Origin of the sequence: Streptomyces sp. NPDC058534 (assembly GCF_042717365.1) — a bacterium.
GTDB lineage: Bacteria > Actinomycetota > Actinomycetes > Streptomycetales > Streptomycetaceae > Streptomyces.
The window spans coordinates 72,108-92,046 of record NZ_JBHXNW010000021.1 but is presented as its reverse complement, the minus strand read 5'-3'; the positions used below and the strand labels follow the sequence as shown (position 1 = coordinate 92,046).

Here is a 19,939-nt window from a genome sequence, read left to right as displayed (position 1 = left end):
GGTGCTGTCCAGCGTGGCGTCGGTGCGCGGCACGCACCCTGGATGAACCCGCTGAGGTTGTACCTCGGTTTCCTTCGAGTGCGCGTCGCTGTGGACCGGGAGGATCGACGGCGGGTATCTCGACCGAAGGTCTGTCAGGCTGTTGGCCAACGCCGTGCAGAACTCAGCCGTCTTCGAGGGTGACGATCGCGATCGATGGCTGGAGGTGCGATGCGAAGGTTCGTGCGCCTTTCATGATCGACGGCTCCCTGACATACTCTCAGCGAGATCGTGAGTTGGAAGTCGTGGGGGGCGCGACATGGTGGAGACCCAGCGCAGGTGGTTAACGAGGGCCGTGTCGGACTTCGGTGCTTCGTGCAAGGCGATGCTCGCCGGGCCGGGGTGGCCCGAATTCGCCATTCGTGCACCGCTGGAGAAGCTTCTGCAGACCGCGGGTGCCCAATACGCCCTGCAGGATGTCTTGTGGCACACCGAGACGCCGCTCCCGGATCTTGGAGTACGCCCCGACTATGCGGTCGAGGTCCACGGCGCCATCATCGGCTACATCGAGATCAAGAGGCCCGGGCACAGCGTTGACCCGAGCAAGTTCACTGGCAGGAACAAGGAGCAGTGGGAGCGCCTGCGCGACCTGCCGAACCTGCTCTATACGAACGGCACGGAATGGCGCCTGTTCCGGCATGGAGAGCCAGTCGGCGACCCCGTCGTCTTCGACGGCGATCTGGAGCAAGCCGGCGTCGCCCTGAAGGTCGTTGCCCCGGACGCGTTCCACTCCTTGTTACAGACCTTCCTCCACTGGTATCCCGAAGAGATCCGCCAAGTCTCCGTACTTGTACGGCGGATAGCTCCGCTGTGTCGTCTCCTGCGTGCCGCGGTACTGGAGCAGTTGGAGGCCGAACGGCGCGCGGCAGCCGATGGGGCGCGTTCAAGGGATCTTCGGTTCACCGGTCTGATGGGTGACTGGCGCAAACTTCTCTTCCCGACGGCAGACGACGCCACCTTCGCGGACGGTTACGCGCAGGCTGTCACCTTCGCGCTTCTGCTGGCCCGCACGGAGGACCTCCGCCTGACGGACACCGGGCTGCACGAGATCGGCCGGCGACTCGATGCCGGGCATGCCCTGATGGGCAAGGCCCTCCAACTACTCACCGACAACGTCACCGAAAACTTCGAGGTGACGCTGGACTTACTTGTGCGCGTGATCGACGCAGTGCGCTGGGAGTCCATCCGCAAGGGTCGTCGAGATGCCTATCTGCATCTGTACGAGTCGTTCCTTGAGGTCTACGACGAACAACTCCGGCAGAAAAGCGGCTCGTACTACACGCCTCGCGAGGTCGTGGAAGAGATGGTCCGGCTGACCGAGGACGTTTTACGTACGCGCCTTGAGCGGCCGCAGGGCTATGCGAGCCAGGACGTGCGCATTGTCGATCCGGCAATGGGGACGGGCACCTACCTCCACGCGATCATCGAGCATGTGGCTGAGTGGACCGAACAGCACACCGGCCCCGGGGCAGTTCCGGAGGCCATCAGTGGCCTCGCTCGTCGCCTGGTCGGATTCGAACTGCAGATGGGCCCCTTCGCAGTTGCCGAGCTGCGTACTTCTGACCTGTTGAAGCGTCATCGCGCGGCGCATCCCAGGGAAGGGCTGCAGCTCTACGTCACGGACACGCTGGACAACCCGTATGTGGCCGAGGAGTCCCTGGCTTCGACATACGGGGTGATATCGGAGTCACGGAAGCGCGCGAACCAGGTGAAGGCCACCGCTCCGGTGACCGTGGTCATCGGTAACCCGCCGTACGACGACAAGGCCAAGGGGCGCGGAGGATGGATCGAGAGCGGCGCCGCGGGACGTGGTGCGCCGCCGATCAACGAGTTCAAGTGGCCCGGCAACGGGCGCTACGAACACATCCTGAAGAACCTGTACATCTACTTCTGGCGCTGGGCGACGTGGAAGGTCTTCAACGCACACGACGAGGATCAGCACGGCGTGGTCTGCTTCATTACACCCTCCGGTTTCGCCAGTGGACCGGGTGGCCGCGGCATGAGGGACTACCTTCGGCGCACCTGCGATGAAGGCTGGATCATCGACGTCTCTCCGGAAGGCCATCGTCCGGACGTGGGTACCCGAATCTTCCCGGGTGTGGCACAGCCGCTGGCCATCTGCATCTTTGTACGGCGTACCGACCATGATCCGGAGCGCCCAGCTCGTATCCACTACCGCACGGTCGAGGGAAAGCGCAGCTCCAAGTACCGTCAGCTCAAGGAAATTCGCTTGGATGATGGGGGATGGCACGAAGCTCACTCCGGAGCCATAGAGCCATTCCGTCCGACCACGGGGACCGGCTGGGGAGAGTGCCCGCAACTGAGCGACCTCTTCCCATGGGGAAGCCTCGGCATTACGGCCAACCGCTCGTGGGTGAACGGTCCGGCCGAGGACATCCTCCAGCGGCGGTGGGCCCATCTTGTCTCTCAGCGGGACCGGGCCAAGAAGGCCGAGTTACTCAAGGAGACCCGCGACCGCACGCTCGAGAAGAAGTTGGCGCCGCTGCCTGGTAGCCCTGAGCATGAGACGGCGATTGGCAGGAGACGGCGTTGCAGCCCGGATTGATCCGGATCGGCATGCGTAGCTTCGACCGCCAGTGGCTCGTCGCGGACAACCGGGTCATCGACTTTCCGCGCCCAGATCTGTGGGAGTCACTGCAACCGAATCAATTGTTCCTCAACCAGCAGTCATCGCATGAGATCGACTCGGGACCGGCGGTCGTCGCCACCGCGCTACTGCCGGACACTCACCATTTCAATGGGCGGGGCGGCAAAATCATGCCCATCCTCCACCCGGACGGAACGCCCAATGTTCCCCCTGGGCTACTCGCCCACCTCGCCACGGAGTTGGGAATCCCTCGAGTGACCGTGCACGACCTGGCAGCTTACGTAGCGGCGGTGACAGGGCACTCCGGCTTCACCAAGCAGTTCACAGAGCAACTACTCACACCTGGTGTGCGGTTGCCGCTCACTCGTGACCCGCAGTTGTGGAACGAGGCTGTCCGACTGGGCTCCGAGGTGCTCTGGGCGTCGACATACGGCGAGCGCTACGTCGCACCCGCGGAGGGCCGGCCTGAAGGAGATGTCTGTTATCCCCAAGGGGATCCGCGCCGCGTCCGCTATCAACAGGCTGTGGGGCAGGAGCTCCCGGCTGAAATCAAGTACGCCGAGATGACGGAGACCTTACACCTGGGCTCCGGCCAGTTCGGACCCGTCCCGCCAGAGGTCTGGGCGTACGACGTCGGCGGCATGCAGATCGTCAAGAAGTGGTTCGGCTACCGCAAGGCCAAGCCGAACAGCAGGAAGACCAGCCCGTTGGACGATATTCATGCCGAGTCCTGGCCCGCGGAGTGGTCAACGGAGCTGATGGAACTTCTCTCGGTGCTGCGTCGGCTGGTGGAACTCGAACCTGCTCAGCAGGTGCTCCTGGAACGGGTTGTGGCCGGTTCGGTGATCACCGAGTCAGACCTCACTAAGGCCGGAATTTTGCCGGTCGGCGCGAAGACACGAAAGCCTCGGCGTCGGCTTCTCACGCTCAGCAGCGGCGACGAAAGCGATGCCAACACGCTTATGTGATGCACAGAGCCAGTCATAGCGCGTGTGCTGTCAGTCCGCGTCTGCAGCGTTCTTGCCCGAGCCGTAGCGCATGGCTTGCTCCAACGGCCAAGCTCCCTCGGCTACTTGACGTACAGCGTGCATCTCACGGGCAAGAGATGGAGTGAGGCGCTCGAGTTCGTCCGCAAGGACACTCACATCGACCAGACGCGCCGACAGCAGCTCTACCTCAGCTGCGTAGTGCGCCGCCGCGCCGAGTGGCGTGAGGGAAAGGCTGCCGCCCTCGGCTGCCACCATCCCTTTCCACGCGAGCGACCGGACATCGTCCTGCATCTGCTCGCCGTCGAGACCTCGCACAGCTACGGGAGTTGCGTCTTGGTCGGAGTACGGCATGTCCGCCAAGGCGAGATGGCGCAGCAACCGGCATTCTGAGGCAGAAAGGGACAGATCCACGAAGTAGTTGTAGCAGATGGTGGGATGCTCTCTGTGTGAGGAAGACTCTGGCTGCTGTGCGAGAGCCCGGCTCGACGGCGACCCCAGCAGCGCTTCCCGAACGCTGGGTACCGGGGCGGTCAGGCTGCGACCCTCCGCGCCCTCATCGCTCACGACCTCTGAGGCCCCGGCGATCTGGGCTGCCCCGTGCACGAGTGCAACTCGCCGCAGCAGCGGATGCGCCTGTAACCTCCCGCCTGCCTCGGGTGGCCGACTGGGCCGGCAACGACGTCCCCGCTCTGATCTTCATGCACGTCCGCTGCATCGTGAGGGCGGGTGCGGAATGTTCTACGCGGAGTGACTCGGCCCGTACGTCCTCGGGGTCTGAGCGAGGCGTTCGAACTGGACGCTGAACGATCCGGCTGGTGATCGTTCTCCGGCGCTGTGCTCCCGCCCCTGATCGACGCGCCCCAGCGTCCTGATGTCATTTTCGAGTACGAATTGATATCGTTGTTGTGTCGTCGGGACGTGGAGGGATAACTGATGGCCAGGACTGTGATCGATCTGGACGAGGCGATTGTCGAGCAGGCGATGCGGGTGTACGGAGTGAATACGAAGGCCGCCGCAGTGCGGGCGGCCATGGAGGAGGGGGTGAGGCTGCGGCTGCGCCGGGAGCTGTTCGATGCCATTGATGATGGTGAGTTCGAGGACGCGTTCGCGGAGATTCGCTCGCAGACGGGGCCGCGGAATCCGGACGGCTCGCTGAAGCGCGAAGGCGGGGCCTCGGCGGCGTGAAGGGGCGCTACCTCATCGATAAGTCCGCGCTGGCCCGCCGGGGCAAACCGGCAGTGCGGGCACGACTGGATGCGCTGGACCGCGACGGGCTCCTAGCGGTGTGCGCCCCGACCGAGTACGAGGTTCTGTACTCGGCGCGCGGAAAGCCCGAGGCGCTGCGGCTGCGGACCCTGCTCCGGGGGTTCGACTACCTGCCCTGCAATGACGAAGAGTTCGATCGGGCGCTCGAGATCCAGGCCCTGGCCCTGAATGCTGGCTTTCACCGGGCGCTCTCGCTGGCCGACGTCCTCATCGCGGCAACCGCCGAGCGGCATCGGGCCACGGTCCTGCATTACGACGGCGACTTCGACATGATTGCTTCGGTGAGCGGACTGCAAGCCGAGTGGGTCGTGGAGCCCGGCACCGCCGACTGAGCCGGGAACGCTCATGCCATGCCAGGGCATGCTCGTCGTCAGCCGGATCGTCGCGGATCTACCCAAAGGCGTGGTTCGGGGACTGCGGCTGGAACTCAGGCCAGAGCTTCGAGCATCCGCACACCGGCGCCCGCAGACGTTGGGTAGCGTTCTCGGCGTCGAGTCTTCTCGTACTTTGTCGAGAATCCCGTGCTGGGACGGTGCTGGGATGCGTCCGCATAACCCCAGGTCAGACCAGTTGTGGTGGAGTTCCGCTTCAACGTGTAGCGGCCGACATAACACCACGTCGCTGATCTGGTAAACGTGCAGGTCAGAGAGGGTCCGACTCTTCGGGGTCGGACCCTTTGTCTTTCCGGCGGCAAGGCCCGCTCCGAGCCGAGGACGACGTGCGGCGTCGAGCGGTGGCGAGCTGTGCGCCTGCGATCTCCTCGCCCGATGAGGTCCGTCGTTGAGGTCCGTTCACATGCCACCGTCGAGAGGCAGCGCGAGGGGGATGTGTCCGATGGCGCGGCCGAGGGGGTCGAGAAGCCAGCCCATGCGCTTGGGGGTGTGGAGGGTGATGGTCCGGTCCTTGACCTCGAGGTGGGGCAGACGGTCGGCCAGGAGGGCTTCGAACGAGTTGATCCCGTTGAGGTCGTGGACCCAGACCATGACGAGAAGGTTGTGGGGCCCGCTGACGGAGACGGCGAGGCGGACCTGCTCCATGCGGGCGAGGGTGGCGCCGGTGTGTTCGAGGTGGGGGTGCGGGACGGTGGCGCGGTAGAGGGCCACCGCGCGGTACCCGGCCAGCGGGTGCGCGAAGTCGCAGCGCAAGGTGAGCTCGCGGTCGCGGAGCATACGCCGGACCCTTCGGCGGGCGGTGAACTCACTCATACGGATCTCGGCGCCGAGATCCTTGTAGCTGAGGCGGCCGTCGTGGCCGAGCGCGGTGCGAAGTGCGATGTCCTGCGGGGTGAGGCGGGTGAGCATGTGGGTGCTGTAGGCGTCGCGGGACTCGTGGACGGTGCCGGAATCCGGCAGCAGGGCCCGGCTTGCGGACGGGATGGCGCGGGTGCGCCAGTTGCTGCCCTCGCCGAAGAGGGTCAGGCCGAGGCGGGTGTGGGTGGCACGGACGCCCAGCAGACGGCCGATGGTGCCGTGGACCGCCTTGCCCAGGGAATGCAGATCGGCCGCGGCGACGGTGAGGAACAGGTCGAACTCGCCGGCCGTCTCGTCGACGCTGACGACCCAGGGGAGCTGCGTCAGCGCGTGGCTGACCGACTCGAACCGCCGTGGCCTGCAGCGGACTTCGACATACGCGACGGTCGCGATGTGGGGCGTCTCGTAGGCGGTGATCCAGGCCAGCCCTTCGGACCGCAGCCGTTCCCAGTGGCGCGCGGCGGTCGTGGCGTCGATGTCCAGCGCCCTGCCGAGTTGTGTCCAGGTGGCGCGAGGTGAGGACTGCAGGGCGTCGATGAGCGCCAGGTCACCTTCGGAGAAGCCGGCATCGGATTTCTGTGACCTCACCTGCGATCCGCTGCTTTCCGGCATTTTCGAGGCCCTTCCGCACGTGGGTCGGAGCATGTGGGGGATCCCCCGCCACGGTCGATTATCGGCCATCTGCTGGAAGGAGTGCCGGTGCTCGCTCCCCGATCCCGCGGTTCTCGTGTCAGGAGATCCGCCCCGCTGAGCCGTACTGCCCGTACCACGGTGGCCCTGTTGTTCGCGGCCTGGTTCATCGACTACGCCGACCGGCTCGTGATCAACTTCGTACTGCCGTCGATCGGCGATGAGTTCGACCTCAACCGCAGCCAGCAGGGTCTGATCATTTCGGTGTTCTTTCTGGCGTACGCGATCTGCCAGATACCCGGCGGCCTGCTCGCGGACCGGATCGGCGGCCGGCGGATGGCCCTGTGGGCGCTGGGCGCCTGGACGGTGTTCACCGTGCTGACCGGGCTCGCCTGGTCGTTCGCCGCGCTGCTCGTACTGCGCCTTCTGTTCGGCCTTGCCCAGGGGGTGTTCCCGCCCGCGGCCATGAAGGTGACGGTGGAGCGGACGGAGCCCGGGGAGCGGATGCGGGCCAACGGTCTGATCCTCAGCTCCAACGCGATCGCCGGCGTGTGCACACCCCTGGTCGTCGCTCCGCTGGTGGTGGCCTTCGGCTGGCGCTCGGCGTACTTCTCCGTCGCCGCGCTCGGCGTCTTCGTCTACACGGCGATGGCGCGCCGCTTGCCGCCGCCGCTCGCGCAGGAGGAGGAGACGGCCGCGGCGCCCAAGACCCCGACGAAGGTCCTCTTGAAGTGGGGGGTGCTGTGGCGGTTCGGCGCGATGATGTTCGGCTACTCCCTGATCATCTGGGGACTGGTCAGCTGGGTGCCGACCTATCTCAACGACGAGCGGGACATCGACCTCTCCTCGGCGGGCGTCCTGATGGCCATCCCCGCGCTGGCCGCGGCCGTGGCCACGGTGATCGGCGGCCGTCTGATCGACCGGATGGGCGGGGGACACCGCAAGGTGGTCGTGCCTGCCATGTCGATCGCCGTCGTCACCCTGCCCGCCATGGCCTATGCGTCCGGCCTGGCGATGTTCGTCGTCCTCGCCACCGTCGCGGTCTTCGCTGTGTCGCTGTGCTACATGCCGATCCTGGCGGTCCCGGTGCGCAGCCTGTCGGCCCAGCAGATCGGCGTGGCCAGCGGGGTGGTGCTCTTCGGCGGCCAGCTGGCGGGCATCGTCGCGCCCACGGTCATGGGAGTGCTGGCCGATGCGTTCTCCTTCCAGGTCGCCTTCGCCTTCCTCGCCCTGGGGGCGGTGATCGCTGCGGTGATGGCCTGGTTCACCCCGCAGGACACCGCTTCCTTGCTTGCGACGGCCGATCAGCGCATCCAGGCCGGGGCCCTTGCCGGCTCTCCCTCATACGAAAAGGACCTGTCATGACGTCGACCGATCACCCGCTGCTCGCCGGTCTGCCCGCACTGCTGCCCGGCCTGCGGGATCTGTACGAGGACCTGCACGCCCACCCCGAGCTCTCCTTCCAGGAGAAGCGCACCGCCCAGGTCGTCGCGGACCGGCTTCGCGGGCAGGGCTGGGAAGTCACCGCGGGCGTCGGCGGCACCGGCGTGGTCGGCGTACTGCGCAACGGAGAAGGGCCGACGGTGCTGCTGCGCGCCGACATGGACGCCCTCCCGGTCAAGGAGGAGACCGGCCTCGCGTACGCCTCCACCGCCACCGCCGTGAACGAGACGGGGGAGACGGTGCCCGTCATGCACGCCTGCGGGCACGACATGCACGTCACCTGTCTGCTGGGCGCCACGCAGCTGCTGGCTGCCAACCCGGATACGTGGCGCGGCACGGTGCTCGCCGTGTTCCAGCCCGCCGAGGAGGTGGGCGGGGCCCCCGTGATGATCGAGGACGGCTTCCTGGAGCGGTTCCCGCGCGCCGACGTGTGCCTGGCCCAGCATGTCGCGCCGCTCCCGGTCGGATACGCCGGAACCCGGCACGGCACGGTGATGGCGGCCTCCGACAACCTGCACGTACGGCTGTTCGGCAAGGGCGGGCACGGGTCGGCGCCCGAGACCACCGTGGACCCGGTGGTGATGGCGGCTGCGGTCATCATGCGGCTGCAGACGGTCGTGGCCCGGGAGATCGGGGCTACCCAGATGGCCGTGGTCACCGTGGGTGCCGTCCAGGCCGGGACGAAGGAGAACATCATCCCGGACACGGCCGAACTGAAGATCAACATTCGCAGCGCCGGCCCGGCCGTGCGCGAGCAGGTCGTCTCCGCGGTGAAGCGCATCATCCGCAGCGAGGCGATGGCCTCCGCGGCGCCGCGCGAACCGGAGATCACCGAGCTGCACACCTTCCCGGTGACGGTCAACGACCCGGCCGCCACCGACCAGGTCCTCACGGCGATGGCCCGCGTCGTCGGGTCGGAGCGGGCGTTCACGATGCCGCAGCCGGTGACCGGCAGCGAGGACTTCGGCACCTTCGGAGCGGCGCTCCAGGTCCCGTCGGTGTTCTGGTTCTACGGCGCCCTCGACCCGGAGATCTTCGACGGCTTCCAGCTCGCCGACCTGGTCACCGAAGGGCGGCTGCCGGACGTCCCGAGCAGCCACTCGCCGCGGTTCGCCCCGCTGGCCGGTCCCGCGATCGAGACCGGCGTACGGCTGATGCTGAGCGCCGCGTCCGAGTGGTTGACCCACCCCGCCGCCTCCTGACCTTCCCCCCTGGAGCAGACATGGCTGACCATCCCGAACTGATCCTCACCGGCGGCCCGGTCCTGACGATGGACACCAGTGCCCCCGAGGCCGAGGCCATCGCCGTGTCCGACGGCCTCATCCAGGCCGTCGGCACGGCCGAGCGGGTCCTCGCGCTGCGCGGCCCGCGCACCGAAACCGTCGATCTGGCCGGGCAGTCCGTTCTGCCCGGTTTCATCGAGGCCCATGGCCACCCCACCACCATGGCCCTGGCGCTCGCGCCGCCCGCCCTGGACGTGCGCCCCTTCATGGAACCGACCGGGCAGGGGGTGCTGCGCCGCATCCGCGAGGCGGTGGCGGCCGCCGAGGGGGAGCCTGTCGCCGCGTACGGCATCGATCTCCTGCTCCAGCGCGACCTGCCGCCCCTGGAGCGACACGTGCTCGACGAGATGTCGCCGCACGCGCCCCTGGTCGTCCTCACCAACAGCGGCCACGCCGCCTACGCCAACACCGCGGCGCTGCGCGCGGCCCGTGTCACCCGCGACACCCCCGACCCGGCCGGGGCCCGCTACGTCCGCGACGCCGACGGCGAACCCACCGGCGTGGCCCACGAGACCGCCGCGGTCGAGCCGCTGGCCCGCGTGGCGATCGGCGACCGCCTGCGGCCCGACCGGCTCGCGGCCGCTCTGGACTGGGCCTACGCCGAGCACGCCCGGGTTGGCATCACCACAGCCACCGACATGGCCACCCTGCCCGACCTGGTGGACGCCCTGCGGCAGGCCGCTGAGCGCCCCGGCGTACCGCTGCGCGTACGCTCCTACCTCATCGGCACCGCCGCGCTGGCCAAGGAAGGCGATCAGCGATTCGCCGGCCATGCGCCCGCGACGGAGCTCTTCGGGGTCAGCGGCATCAAGTTCTGGGCGGAAGGCACCGCCTGGGAGGGCAGCATCGCCACCAGCTTCCCCTATCAGGACAACGAGGCGACGCGACGCATCGGTCTGGACCCCTGCTCCCACGGATCCATGAACTACACGCCTGGCGAACTCGCCGATCTGGTCCGGATGTTCGCCGAGCGCGGCTTCCCCGTGGCCTGCCACGTGCACGGTGACGTCACCGTCGACGCCGTCCTCGACGCGTACGAACAAGCGGCACAGGACGACCCGCAGCGACTGCGCCGGCTACGGCCCCGCCTGGAGCACTGCGGCGCCGTCACTCCGGCCCAGTTTCGTCGCGCGGCCCAACTCGGGGCCACCGTCAGCCTGTTCATGGACCACATCCGCTGGTGGGGCGACGTCCTCGCCGACGACCTGTTCAGCTCTGAGATCGCCGACAACTGGATGGCGGCACGCTCCGCCCAGGACGCGGGCCACCGCCTCTCCCTTCACAACGACGGCGCCTGCTCACCCACCGACCCGCTGTCCAGTATCGCCACCGCCCTCACTCGCCGCACGCTCCGCAGCGGCCGTGTCCACGGCACACGGGAACGGCTGACCATCGACGAAGCGCTGCGCGCGGTCACCGTCAACCCCGCCTGGCAGCTCCACCTGGAGAACGAGATCGGCATGGTGCGCCCCGGCATGCGCGCGGATCTGGCCGTCCTGAGCCGGGACCCGCGCACCGCCGACCCGGACCGCTTCCTGGACCAGGTCGCCGTGACCGCCACCTACTTCGGTGGACGCCCCACGTGGACCGCCTGAACCACCCCATCCCGCAGCGCACTTGATGATCACAGGTCTGCGAGCCGCAGCACCACAGGAGGACCCATGCCCAACATCGCGGAGAACCTGGCGGCGACGGCCCGTCGCCATCCGGACCGGCCCGCCCTGCGCTTCGACGGCCATGTCATCACGTACGCGGAACTGGACGCGGCCGCGGCTCATCAGCGCGGCCGCGAGATGGTGCTGGGACCGCTGAACCCTGCCGAAGTGGGGCGGATGCTCGAGCTGGATCCGGCGGAAGCCCTCGACGCCGCGCTGGTCACCGGCGGGCTGCCGCTGATCTGCGCGGAGTGGCCGCACGGCGCGGGGCTGTGGGACTTCCTTGGCGAAGCGCTGAACGATCCGGTCTCGGCCCTGCTGGTATCCGCCGAGCGCTCGCTGGCAGCGGAGTTCCCACCCCAGGCCCAGGCCCGTGCGGTGCTGGCGGCGATCGGCAGCGGCGAGCGGACCTTCACCAACATCGCCCGCGCGGCCGGCGGCATCGGGGCGACCCCGCTGCAGCGAGCGCTGGAGCTGCTGGCGGACAAGCGGATCGTCGCCGGGGAGCTACCCGTATCGCTGCGCCCGTCGAAGGACCGCCGCTACCGGGTGACAGATCCCTACCTGCGGTTTTGGCTGCACGTGCTCGGCCCGTCATGGCGGAGATCGAGCGAGGGCGAGGCGATCTGACCTTGGCGCGCATCCGGGAGAACTGGACCAGCTGGCGCGGACGGGCCGTCGAGCCCCTTGTCCGTGAGGCCCTGGCGCGGATACTGCCCGACGACCAGCTGCCCGCGGCCCCCGCGGTGGGCGGCTACTGGACCCGCACCCACGACGTCGAAATCGACATCGTCGGGGCGGACCGCGCCCCCGTTGCCAAGGAGCTGCTCTTCGTCGGCTCCATCAAGTGGCTGGAGCAGTCGCCCTTCGACCGGCACGACCTGGCAGCTCTCCATCGACACCGGGCCGCCCTCACCGACGAACCCGTTCCGGTCGCGGCGGTCTCGCGCAGCGGAGTCGACTGTCCGGGGCTCGATGCCGCCTACGGCCCCGGCGATTTGCTGACTGCCTGGCCGCTGTGAGTGGCGGATGACGGGCGAGGCGCGGGAGTTGGTGAGCGCGATCGGGCCGCAGACGTTTGCGGAGAAGTCCTGCAGACCTCGGCCCGTGTAGCGGCTGACGTATCGCCACGTCGCTGATCTGGCAAACGTGCAGGTGAGACGGGGTCTGGGTCTCCGGGGTCAGGCCCCTTGATCTTTACGGTGCTGGATAGGTGCTGGATACTCTGACCTCCTGTCACCTGTCATCACCCCTCCTATCCGTACCGTGCTGGATTCGTGCTGGATGAGAGCGCACATGCTGGGCGTGCACTGTCCAGAGCCTGGCGGCGGTAGGGAAGTGCGGGTGGGTCAGCGCTCTCGCCGGTACGGATCCACGTACGGCTCCATGGACTGGCGGACCTCTTCCCGGACCGGGTCCATGAGGGGGCCTGGGGCGTAGTAGCGGGCTCGGGCCTTGCCGTGGGGGACGAGCCAGCCGCGGGCGACGAGTTCCCGGATGTCGCGAATGGCTTGCTGGTCGCTGAGGTCGGCGTCCTGCTGGTAGACGGTGCGGCGGACCTTCGCATCCGAGAAGGCGGGCAGCAGGGCATAAACGACCCGCTCGTCCAGGCCGGCTGCCTCTACGCCTTCGACCAAGCGGGTCCAAGCCCGTGACATCACATCGAAGCGGCGCTGGGCCTGCTGGGCCTGGCGGTGATGTGCGGTCAGGCAGAACCGGATCCAGGGCCGGGTGTCCCGCTCCGGACTCCAGTGCGGGCCGCCCACGTCCTCCAGGACCTGGTAGTAGGCGTACGTGTTCTGTCCCCGGCCGAGCCACTCCTCGATGGAGGAGAACTCAGGCGGCATCAGGGCCTCGCGGGAGAACACCAGGGTGGACAGGGCGCGGGACATGCGTCCGTTGCCGTCTTTCCACGGGTGGATCTTGACGAGGTTGAGGTGGGCCATGGAAGCGCGGACGTGGACGGGGGCGTCGAGGTCGCCTTCGTTGAGCCAGTCGATGAACTCCGACATCAGAGTGGGGACGTCGGCCTGGTCGGGAGCGGTGTAGGCGGGGACCAGGGGGTCGTCGGGGCTGGTGACGTAGACGGGCCCGTCGCGCCAGCGGCCGGGGCGCTTGTCGAGATGGTGGCCCTGCAATGTGAAGTGCAGGCCGTTGAGCAGGCCGGCGTCGTAGCGGAAGGCGTCACCTGCGTCGGCGAGGGCTTGGATGTAGGTCATGCCGCGCTGGTAGCCCTCCAGCTCGGCACGTGTCTTTTCCCCGGTCTCCAGCGGTTCCTCGCCGGACATGAGGGCTTCCACGTCGTCGACCGTCGCGGCGTATCCCTCGATGGTGTTCGATCCGGCGATCGCGCGGGCGGTGAGGTTGCGGCGTAGCTGGCGGGTCCAGCGCGGGGTGGCCCTGAGCATGTGGCGCAGGGCACGGCGCATGACCTCGATTTCGTCAAGGGCCCGGTGGTCGTTGGCATCCAATCGCGGAGTCACGTACATCATGGAGCAATGACACTATGATTGTGTCATTAAGTCAAGGGGAAAGCGGCTGACCTGGGTGTGCCGATTCCGGGCCGCACTGTCAGTGGCGACTGCCAAGCTCCGGCCCATGATCGTGACGTCCATGTGCATAACAACCGCTTACAGCGTGCTCGCCAGCAGTCCGGCGCCAGGGTGGAGAGAGAATGAGGTCAGCCTCTTCATGAAGCTCTTCAACTTCAACACGGCCTGGATCCCGGCTCTCCTTATGGTGACCATGATGCTGACCACCGGTCGCCGTCGCCCGGGTCGGCTGCTCACGGCCGGCATTCTCGGCCGCGTCGAGCCCATGCTTAGCCGCGTGGAGGCACTCTCCATGGTGCTTGAAGAAGCCGCGGGATGGTCAGTGCGGGACAAGCGCATACTTGCCATTCGCGTGACGGAGCAACGGCGCTGGGAAGTCGCTCGACTGTGCCTGTACGGGCCGAGTGTTCACCAGGGACCTGGCCGCGGGTGCCTTCATGCGGTGCTGTCGCCGGATGCGTACGGCGCCGGTGCGTCACCGAACAGTTCGCGCTGCGCTGCTTGGACCTCGGCCTCGCTCAACGGCTCGTGCTCGGCTTCGTAGGCGGCCACGATCTCGGCGAGGCCGTCCATCGCCGGCTGATGCCGGACTGCCGCGGTCACGTAGGCGGAGACGCCGCGCTTACCGGGGCGCGTGCGCAGGGCACCGAGGAGTTCCGAGGGCATCGAGACGCCCTGCTCCCGCTTGTGCTCTGTCGTGAATCCTGTGCTGGGATGCGCCTGTATTTTCGCAGGCCAGAGGCTTGTGGTCGAGTTCCACTTCAACGTGTAGTCGAGAGACGGGTGCCCGCGTCGCCATGGCGCCGCGTATTCTGCCGCCGTGTCGCTGCGCTTTGAGACCCGTGGGTCCGACTCGTCGTGGGTCGACGCCGTGTGGACCTGCCGGAGTGAGCAGGTCACCGGGATGACGTCCGTCGCCGGGGTGCGTTGGGGTCTGGTGTTCTGGGAGCAGGAGGGGCGGGCGTTCGCGGGCGTCACCGGGCCCGAGACTCGGGCCGGTACGGCGCCGGTGCCGGAGGGGGCGAGGTTCACCGGGATCGAGTTCGCCGTGGGTACGTCGTTGCGGGCCGTGCCCGTGTCGGGGCTGGTCGACGGTGGTGTCGCGCTTCCCGACACCACGCGGCGGACGTTCCGGCTGGACGGGGGGCGCTGGGAGACTCCCGGGGCCGATGACGCCGAGGCGCTGGTCGAGCGTCTGGTCCGGGCCGGGGTTCTTGTCCGTGATCCGCTCGTCTCCGAGGTGCTTCGGGGGGACCGGCCGGCGGTCTCGGGGCGTACGGTCGAGCGGCGGTTCCGTGCCGCGACCGGGCTGACGCGGGGTGCCGTCCGGCAGATCGAGCGGGCGCGTATGGCAGCGGAGTTGCTGGCGGCCGGGGGACCGGCCGCCGACGTCGTCGTCAAGCTGGAGTACTTCGACGAGCCGCACTTGGCCCGGGCCCTGCGCGCCTATGTCGGTCGCACCGCCGGACAGTTGCGCGAGGGGGCCGGCGGGCCGATCGCGCTTGACCTGGATCAGTGCCCGGATCAGCGCTTGACGTCGTAGACCAGCTTCAGGATGCCGTTCGAATAGCTCTGCGACTCCCGCAGCGTCAGCATCTGCTTGTCGCGGTCGGACCGGCCGAACAGGCTCTTCCCGGCACCGAGCAGCGTGGGGAAGACGAGCAGGTTGTACTGGTCGATCAGGCCCGCGTCCGAGAGCCGCCGGGCCAGTTCCGCGCTTCCGTGGATGAAGACCGCGCCTCCCTCGCCCTCCTTGAGCGCGGCGACGTCCTCGGTCGAGCGCAGGATGGTCGTCGGCCCCCACCCGTCGACGAGGGCATCGTCGGACAGCGTGGTCGAGACGACGTACTTGGGCATGTCCTTGTAGGCGGCGTGGTCCTCCGAGCCGGGCCAGACCGGGGCGAACGCCTCGTAGCTGCGGCGGCCGAACATCAGCGCCGTCGTGTCGGCCAGCTCCTCGGCCTTCAGCGACCAGGCTTCCGGCACGAACTCAAGGTCCTTGAACACCCAGCCGCCGCTGCGGTGCCCCTCGCTCGGCCCGCCGCCTGGTGAGTCCACGACGCCGTCGAGCGACATGAAGCCGGTGTAGACCAAGTCACGCATGGTGCTGTCTCCTCATGGTGGTCGGCGAGCTGTTGAGGTCACGTTAGAACGCGGCCCGGGGGTTCGTCTTGGACGGAAACGACAGCGGGGAGGGCCGGGTCAGGTCTCCGTGGCGTCCACCGGGTCGCCCACCGCCCCGCCCGTCCGGCTGCCGGTTCGGCCTCAACCTCATGCTGCCCGGCGACCCGATCACGCAGCGCGCGGAACGACGCCCCGACTGCCCGGCCTGCGGGGCGCATCAGGTGAACGACGCCCCCACGGACCCCTCGTGACGGACACCGCCGCCGAGGACCCGCCCCGGATCGACCCGTCGACCCGCGTCCTGCTGCACGACCTGGCGGTACGGCGGGACCGGGACGAGTGGATCGTCGGCCGCATGAGCACCCGCACCTTCGTCGCGCTTCCGGCGGCCGGGGCACGCGCGGTGGAACTCCTGGGCGAGGGATGCAGCGTGACCCGTACCGCACGGACCCTGCGCGCCGAGACCGGCGAGGAGTTCGATCACGGACTTCGTCAGGGACCTGACCGCGCTGGGCTTCGTGGCGCGGATCGGGGACCGTCCGGTGCCGGACGTCGCACCGCCGCGCGCGTCACTGCCGTGGCTGGGCCCGCACCAGGTCCGGCTCGCCCTGCACCCGGCGCTGCCCGTGCTCGGCGGTGTACTGCTGACGGTGGCCGTCGTCGTCCTGTTCCGCCGGCCCGACCTGGTGCCGGGCTACCGCGACCTGCTGTGGAGCCCGCACGGCAGCCTGGTGCTGCTCAGTGGGGCGGCGGCCGGGTGGACGCTGCTGCTCGCCCATGAGCCGGCGCATCTGGTCACCGCCCGTGCCGCGGGGGTGCCGGGACGGATGCGGCTGGGCACCCGGCTCCAGTTCCTCGTCATGCAGACCGACATCAGCGGCTCGAACTCGCCCCGCACCGTCACCGGTTGACCGCCTACCTCTCCGGCGTCGCGCTCAATCTCTCCGTCGCCTCGTCCCTGATCCTGGCCCTCGCCCTGACCGACACCGGCACGACCGCCCACCGGCTGCTGGCCGCGGCCCTGCTGCTGGCCCTCCTGCCGCTGCCCTTCCAGTGCATGGTCTTCACGCGCGCCGACCTCTACTTCGTCCTCCAGGACCTCACCGGCTGCCGGGACCTGTACGGCGACGGTCTCGCGTACGCCCGGTACCGGTTCCGGCGGCTGGTGCGGGCGCCGCGTGTCCGTCCTCGGACCACCCGGGTCACCAGGGCCGACGATCCGAGCACCCGGCTGCCCCCCGCACGAACGCCGGGCCGTGCGCCTCTACAGCGTCGTCCTCGTCGTCGGCACGGCCGCCTGCCTGACGTTCATGGCCGTCGTCACGATCCCCCTCGACGTCGCCCTGTTGGTGCGGGCGGCGCGGGGACTGGGACCGGAGCACGGCCTCGCCCGCAACGCCGACTCGGCGGCGGTGCTGGTGACGCTCGGCGGCGTCAACGTCCTCTGGCTGGTCACCTGGTGGCGCAACCGCCGAGCCGCTGACCGCCGTACGCGCTGACCGCCGTACGCGCACACCACCGCACCGGGGCGACCGCCGTCACCGCCCCGTCGCGCCGTCGATCAGCTCGCGCAGGATGTCCGCGTGGCCGGCGTGGCGGCCCGTCTCCTCGATCATGTGGGTGAGGGCCCAGCGGACGCTGGGGGCGGGCTTGCCGGGCCGGTGCCGGGGGAGCGGTGCGGCGAGGTCGGTGCACGCGTCGAGCGCCACGTTCGCGCGCTCGACGGTCTCCCGGTAGCGGGCGACGACGCCGGCCACGCTGTCCTCCGGCGCGGCCCGGAACGTCGCTTGCCAGTTCCGCACCTCCGCGCCGAGGAAGAGCGCGCGCTCGACGTGGGTCAGGTGGTGGAGCAGGCCGAGCAGATTCGTGCCGGACGGCACGGCGGCCGTACGGACCTGGGGTTCGGGGGCGCCGTCGACCGTGCCGGCGATCGAGGTCCGGAGGTAGTCGAGGAACCCGCGCAGGGTCTCGGCCTCGCTGCTCCCGGTCCGGGGCGGCGGGGTGTCCCGGCGGCGGCCGTGTCGGGTGGCGGGGGGCATGGTGACCTCCTTGGTCGGGGTGGGGCGACCGACCGTTCTCGGCCGCTCCGTGAGGCGTCGCTCCGTCAGGCGTCGCGTGAGGCGTCGCTCCGTGAGGCGTCGCTCCGTCAGGCGTCGTGTGTCGGCCGCCGTCGTCAGGCGTCGCGCCGGATGAGCAGCACGTGGTCGACGACCTCCGCGGTCCGTCCGCCGGGCCCGGTCGCGAGGCGGCGCGGGGCGTCGGCCCGTTCGACCGGATACGCGGCCGGGTCGAGGCCGATGTCCGCCGCGACCTCATGCGGGCTCGGGTACCGGGCGTCGGGGTCCTGGTTCCACGACCACGGCGCGGTCGAGCCGTGGTCGACGACCAGCAGCCGCCCGCCCGGGCGCAGCGCGTGTGCGGCCGTGCGCAGGAGCGCCGCCCGGTCCAGGTCGAAGGGCGTGTGCAGGTAGTGGGCGCAGACCAGGTCGAACCGGCCCTCGGGGAAGGACGCGCGCAGGTCGTGCCGTTCGGCGCCGACCAGGTGGCCGATGCCCTGCGAGCGGGCGTGCGCGGCGAGCCGTTCGGTCGCCACGGCCGAGATGTCGACGGCGGTGACCCGCCAGCCCTGTCGGGCGAGCCACAGCGCGTCGCCGCCGTTGCCGCACCCCAGGTCCAGCGCGTCGCCGGGCGGCACCCCGGTGACGGCCTCGACGAGCCGGTGGTTCGGCCGCGCGTCGTTCGCCGCGGGCCGGGCCGCGTAGAGCCCGTCCCAGAACGTGACCTCGTCCGTGGCGCTCATCGGAACTCCTCCCTCTCGTGTCGTGATGCCGCCAGTCTCACCGGGCACCCGACCGGCTGGCACGAAAACTTGCCGTTGTGGCAAGGTGGCCGGATGGACGCCGGAACGGACGACGTACTCGACGCGGTGGGCCCGAGGCTGCGCGCGCTGCGCCGGGACCGGGGCATCACCCTCGCCCACCTCGCGACGGCGACCGGGGTGTCGGAGAGCACCCTGTCGCGGCTGGAGAGCGGACAGCGCCGCGCCACCCTGGAACTGCTGCTGCCGCTCGCGCGGATCTACGACGTCCCGCTGGACGACCTCGTCGGCGCCCCGCGCACCGGTGATCCCCGGATCCACCTGAAGCCCGTCCGGCGCTTCGGGATGGTCTTCGTGCCGCTGTCCCGGCGGCCCGGCGGGACCCAGGCGTTCAAGATGATCATCCCGAGCCGGCCCGCGCCGCTCGAACCGACGCCGCAGACGCACGAGGGCTTCGAGTGGCTGTACGTGCTGAGCGGCAGGCTGCGGCTGCTGGTCGGGGAGCGCGACCTGACGCTGTCCTCCGGTGAGGCCGCCGAGTTCGACACGTCGCTGCCGCACTGGCTGGGCAGCGCCGACGGGGGCGCGGTCGAACTGCTCGTCCTGTTCGGGCTGCAGGGAGTGCGCGCGCATGTGCACAGCGGCTGAACGGCGGGCCGGGGGGACGGCCGGGGAGCGGCCGGGAGGGGGCGCGGTACCGGATGGGGCGCGATGAGCGGGAGGCGGTCGCGCGCGGCACGAGGCTGCACGAGGCGGCCCGCTCACCGGCGGTGTGCCGCCCGCCCGCAGGCAGCTGCTCGTCGACGAGTTCACGGCCGTACCCGGCCCGGCGGTGCTGCTGGCGCAGATCCAGGCGGCGGGGATCGGGCTCAACATGCAGGCCGCCTCGGTCGTGGTCGTGTGCGCGCCCCCGATCAAGCCGACCATCGAGCACCAGGCGGTCGCGCGGTCCCACCGCATGGGCCAGGTCAGGCCGGTCAGCGTGCACCGGCTCCTCGCCACCGGCGGAGTGGACGAGCGGATGGTGCGGCTCCTGGAGAAGAAGACCCGCCTCTTCGACGCCTACGCCCGGCGCAGCGCGGTGGCCGAGGCGACGCCGGACGCCGTGTACGTGTCGGACACGGACCTGGCGCGCAGGATCGTGGAGGAGGAGCAGGCCCGGCTGGGCATGAACGACGAACAGACCGCGACGCCCTGAATGCCCGTCACCCTGCGTCACCCCCGGCCTGCACCCGCCGGTACGCCTCCACGTATCCCCGTACCAGGGGCCGACCCTCGTCCT

At 69.3% G+C, this 19,939-nt stretch carries 18 protein-coding genes and 2 pseudogenes; 13 read left to right on the top strand and 7 right to left on the bottom strand.

Going from position 1 to position 19,939, the window contains the following annotated elements; translation table 11 throughout:
* Positions 1–334 precede the first annotated feature (334 nt).
* Together ACFWR9_RS15815 and ACFWR9_RS15810 are read left to right on the top strand one after the other, a co-directional pair.
* Positions 335–2,605: an N-6 DNA methylase gene (locus ACFWR9_RS15815; RefSeq protein WP_383841546.1), complete on the top strand. Its 2,271-nt coding sequence runs from the start codon at positions 335–337 to the stop codon at positions 2,603–2,605.
* Positions 2,590–3,615, top strand: a complete 1,026-nt coding sequence (locus ACFWR9_RS15810; RefSeq protein ID WP_383841543.1) for a type ISP restriction/modification enzyme — start codon at positions 2,590–2,592, stop codon at positions 3,613–3,615. The genes ACFWR9_RS15815 and ACFWR9_RS15810 overlap by 16 nt, the downstream gene beginning before the upstream one ends.
* Positions 3,616–3,645: 30 nt before the next feature.
* On the opposite strand, the gene ACFWR9_RS15805 is transcribed toward ACFWR9_RS15810, so the two are convergent.
* The gene (locus tag ACFWR9_RS15805) at positions 3,646–4,047 is read right to left on the bottom strand and encodes a hypothetical protein (RefSeq protein ID WP_383841540.1); all 402 of its coding nucleotides are present in this window, start codon (positions 4,045–4,047) and stop codon (positions 3,646–3,648) included.
* A gap of 522 nt (positions 4,048–4,569) precedes the next feature.
* Here ACFWR9_RS15805 and ACFWR9_RS15800 point away from each other — a divergent pair.
* Both ACFWR9_RS15800 and ACFWR9_RS15795 read left to right on the top strand, forming a co-directional pair.
* Entirely contained in the window at positions 4,570–4,821 is a 252-nt protein-coding gene (locus ACFWR9_RS15800) for a type II toxin-antitoxin system VapB family antitoxin (RefSeq protein ID WP_383841537.1), read from the top strand.
* The gene (locus tag ACFWR9_RS15795) at positions 4,818–5,234 is read left to right on the top strand and encodes a PIN domain nuclease (protein WP_383841534.1); all 417 of its coding nucleotides are present in this window, start codon (positions 4,818–4,820) and stop codon (positions 5,232–5,234) included. Before ACFWR9_RS15800 ends, ACFWR9_RS15795 begins: the two co-directional genes overlap by 4 nt.
* Positions 5,235–5,693: 459 nt before the next feature.
* Here the strand turns inward: ACFWR9_RS15795 and ACFWR9_RS15790 are convergent, their stop codons facing one another.
* Positions 5,694–6,740 carry an Lrp/AsnC family transcriptional regulator gene (locus ACFWR9_RS15790; protein WP_383841531.1) on the bottom strand — a complete coding sequence of 349 codons (1,047 nt, stop codon included), beginning with the start codon at positions 6,738–6,740 and terminating at the stop codon, positions 5,694–5,696.
* A 183-nt stretch (positions 6,741–6,923) separates the two neighbouring features.
* Between ACFWR9_RS15790 and ACFWR9_RS15785 the strand changes: the two genes are divergently transcribed.
* The 4 genes and pseudogenes from ACFWR9_RS15785 to ACFWR9_RS15770 all read left to right on the top strand — a co-directional run.
* Positions 6,924–8,147: an MFS transporter gene (locus ACFWR9_RS15785; RefSeq protein ID WP_383841528.1), complete on the top strand. Its 1,224-nt coding sequence runs from the start codon at positions 6,924–6,926 to the stop codon at positions 8,145–8,147.
* Positions 8,144–9,427 (top strand): amidohydrolase, encoded by a 1,284-nt coding sequence (locus ACFWR9_RS15780; RefSeq protein WP_383841525.1) that lies wholly within the window; start codon positions 8,144–8,146, stop codon positions 9,425–9,427. The genes ACFWR9_RS15785 and ACFWR9_RS15780 overlap by 4 nt, the downstream gene beginning before the upstream one ends.
* Positions 9,428–9,447: 20 nt before the next feature.
* Positions 9,448–11,103 (top strand): amidohydrolase, encoded by a 1,656-nt coding sequence (locus ACFWR9_RS15775; protein WP_383841522.1) that lies wholly within the window; start codon positions 9,448–9,450, stop codon positions 11,101–11,103.
* Between the two features lie 180 nt (positions 11,104–11,283).
* Positions 11,284–12,185 (top strand): annotated as a pseudogene (locus ACFWR9_RS15770) (ATP-binding protein); the annotation flags it as partial.
* Positions 12,186–12,512: 327 nt separating this feature from the next.
* On the opposite strand, the gene ACFWR9_RS15765 reads toward ACFWR9_RS15770, so the two are convergent.
* Together ACFWR9_RS15765 and ACFWR9_RS15760 are read right to left on the bottom strand one after the other, a co-directional pair.
* A complete protein-coding gene (locus tag ACFWR9_RS15765) occupies positions 12,513–13,655 on the bottom strand; it encodes a Fic family protein (RefSeq protein ID WP_383841519.1) in 1,143 nt (380 codons plus the stop codon).
* 495 nt (positions 13,656–14,150) lie between these two features.
* On the bottom strand, positions 14,151–14,381 hold the full coding sequence (locus ACFWR9_RS15760) for a hypothetical protein (RefSeq protein ID WP_383841516.1): 231 nt from the start codon (positions 14,379–14,381) through the stop codon (positions 14,151–14,153).
* 154 nt (positions 14,382–14,535) lie between these two features.
* On the opposite strand from ACFWR9_RS15760, the gene ACFWR9_RS15755 reads away from it, so the two are divergent.
* Positions 14,536–15,258: a helix-turn-helix domain-containing protein gene (locus ACFWR9_RS15755; protein WP_383841513.1), complete on the top strand. Its 723-nt coding sequence runs from the start codon at positions 14,536–14,538 to the stop codon at positions 15,256–15,258.
* Here ACFWR9_RS15755 and ACFWR9_RS15750 read toward each other — a convergent pair.
* Positions 15,240–15,818: a dihydrofolate reductase family protein gene (locus ACFWR9_RS15750; RefSeq protein ID WP_383841510.1), complete on the bottom strand. Its 579-nt coding sequence runs from the start codon at positions 15,816–15,818 to the stop codon at positions 15,240–15,242. The genes ACFWR9_RS15755 and ACFWR9_RS15750 overlap by 19 nt on opposite strands.
* A 563-nt stretch (positions 15,819–16,381) precedes the next feature.
* Here ACFWR9_RS15750 and ACFWR9_RS15745 point away from each other — a divergent pair.
* On the top strand, positions 16,382–16,750 hold the full coding sequence (locus tag ACFWR9_RS15745) for a hypothetical protein (protein WP_383841507.1): 369 nt from the start codon (positions 16,382–16,384) through the stop codon (positions 16,748–16,750).
* A gap of 345 nt (positions 16,751–17,095) precedes the next feature.
* On the top strand, positions 17,096–17,338 hold the full coding sequence (locus ACFWR9_RS15740) for a hypothetical protein (protein WP_383841504.1): 243 nt from the start codon (positions 17,096–17,098) through the stop codon (positions 17,336–17,338).
* A 39-nt stretch (positions 17,339–17,377) separates the two neighbouring features.
* Here the strand turns inward: ACFWR9_RS15740 and ACFWR9_RS15735 are convergent, their stop codons facing one another.
* Together ACFWR9_RS15735 and ACFWR9_RS15730 are read right to left on the bottom strand one after the other, a co-directional pair.
* Entirely contained in the window at positions 17,378–17,878 is a 501-nt protein-coding gene (locus ACFWR9_RS15735; RefSeq protein ID WP_383841502.1) for a DinB family protein, read from the bottom strand.
* A 134-nt stretch (positions 17,879–18,012) separates the two neighbouring features.
* Positions 18,013–18,639 carry a class I SAM-dependent methyltransferase gene (locus ACFWR9_RS15730; protein WP_383841499.1) on the bottom strand — a complete coding sequence of 209 codons (627 nt, stop codon included), beginning with the start codon at positions 18,637–18,639 and terminating at the stop codon, positions 18,013–18,015.
* Between the two features lie 93 nt (positions 18,640–18,732).
* Here ACFWR9_RS15730 and ACFWR9_RS15725 point away from each other — a divergent pair, with 93 nt between their 5' ends.
* Both ACFWR9_RS15725 and ACFWR9_RS15720 read left to right on the top strand, forming a co-directional pair.
* The gene (locus ACFWR9_RS15725) at positions 18,733–19,305 is read left to right on the top strand and encodes a helix-turn-helix domain-containing protein (protein ID WP_376361866.1); all 573 of its coding nucleotides are present in this window, start codon (positions 18,733–18,735) and stop codon (positions 19,303–19,305) included.
* Between the two features lie 106 nt (positions 19,306–19,411).
* Positions 19,412–19,855 (top strand): annotated as a pseudogene (locus ACFWR9_RS15720) (helicase-related protein); the annotation flags it as partial.
* Positions 19,856–19,939 lie beyond the last annotated feature (84 nt).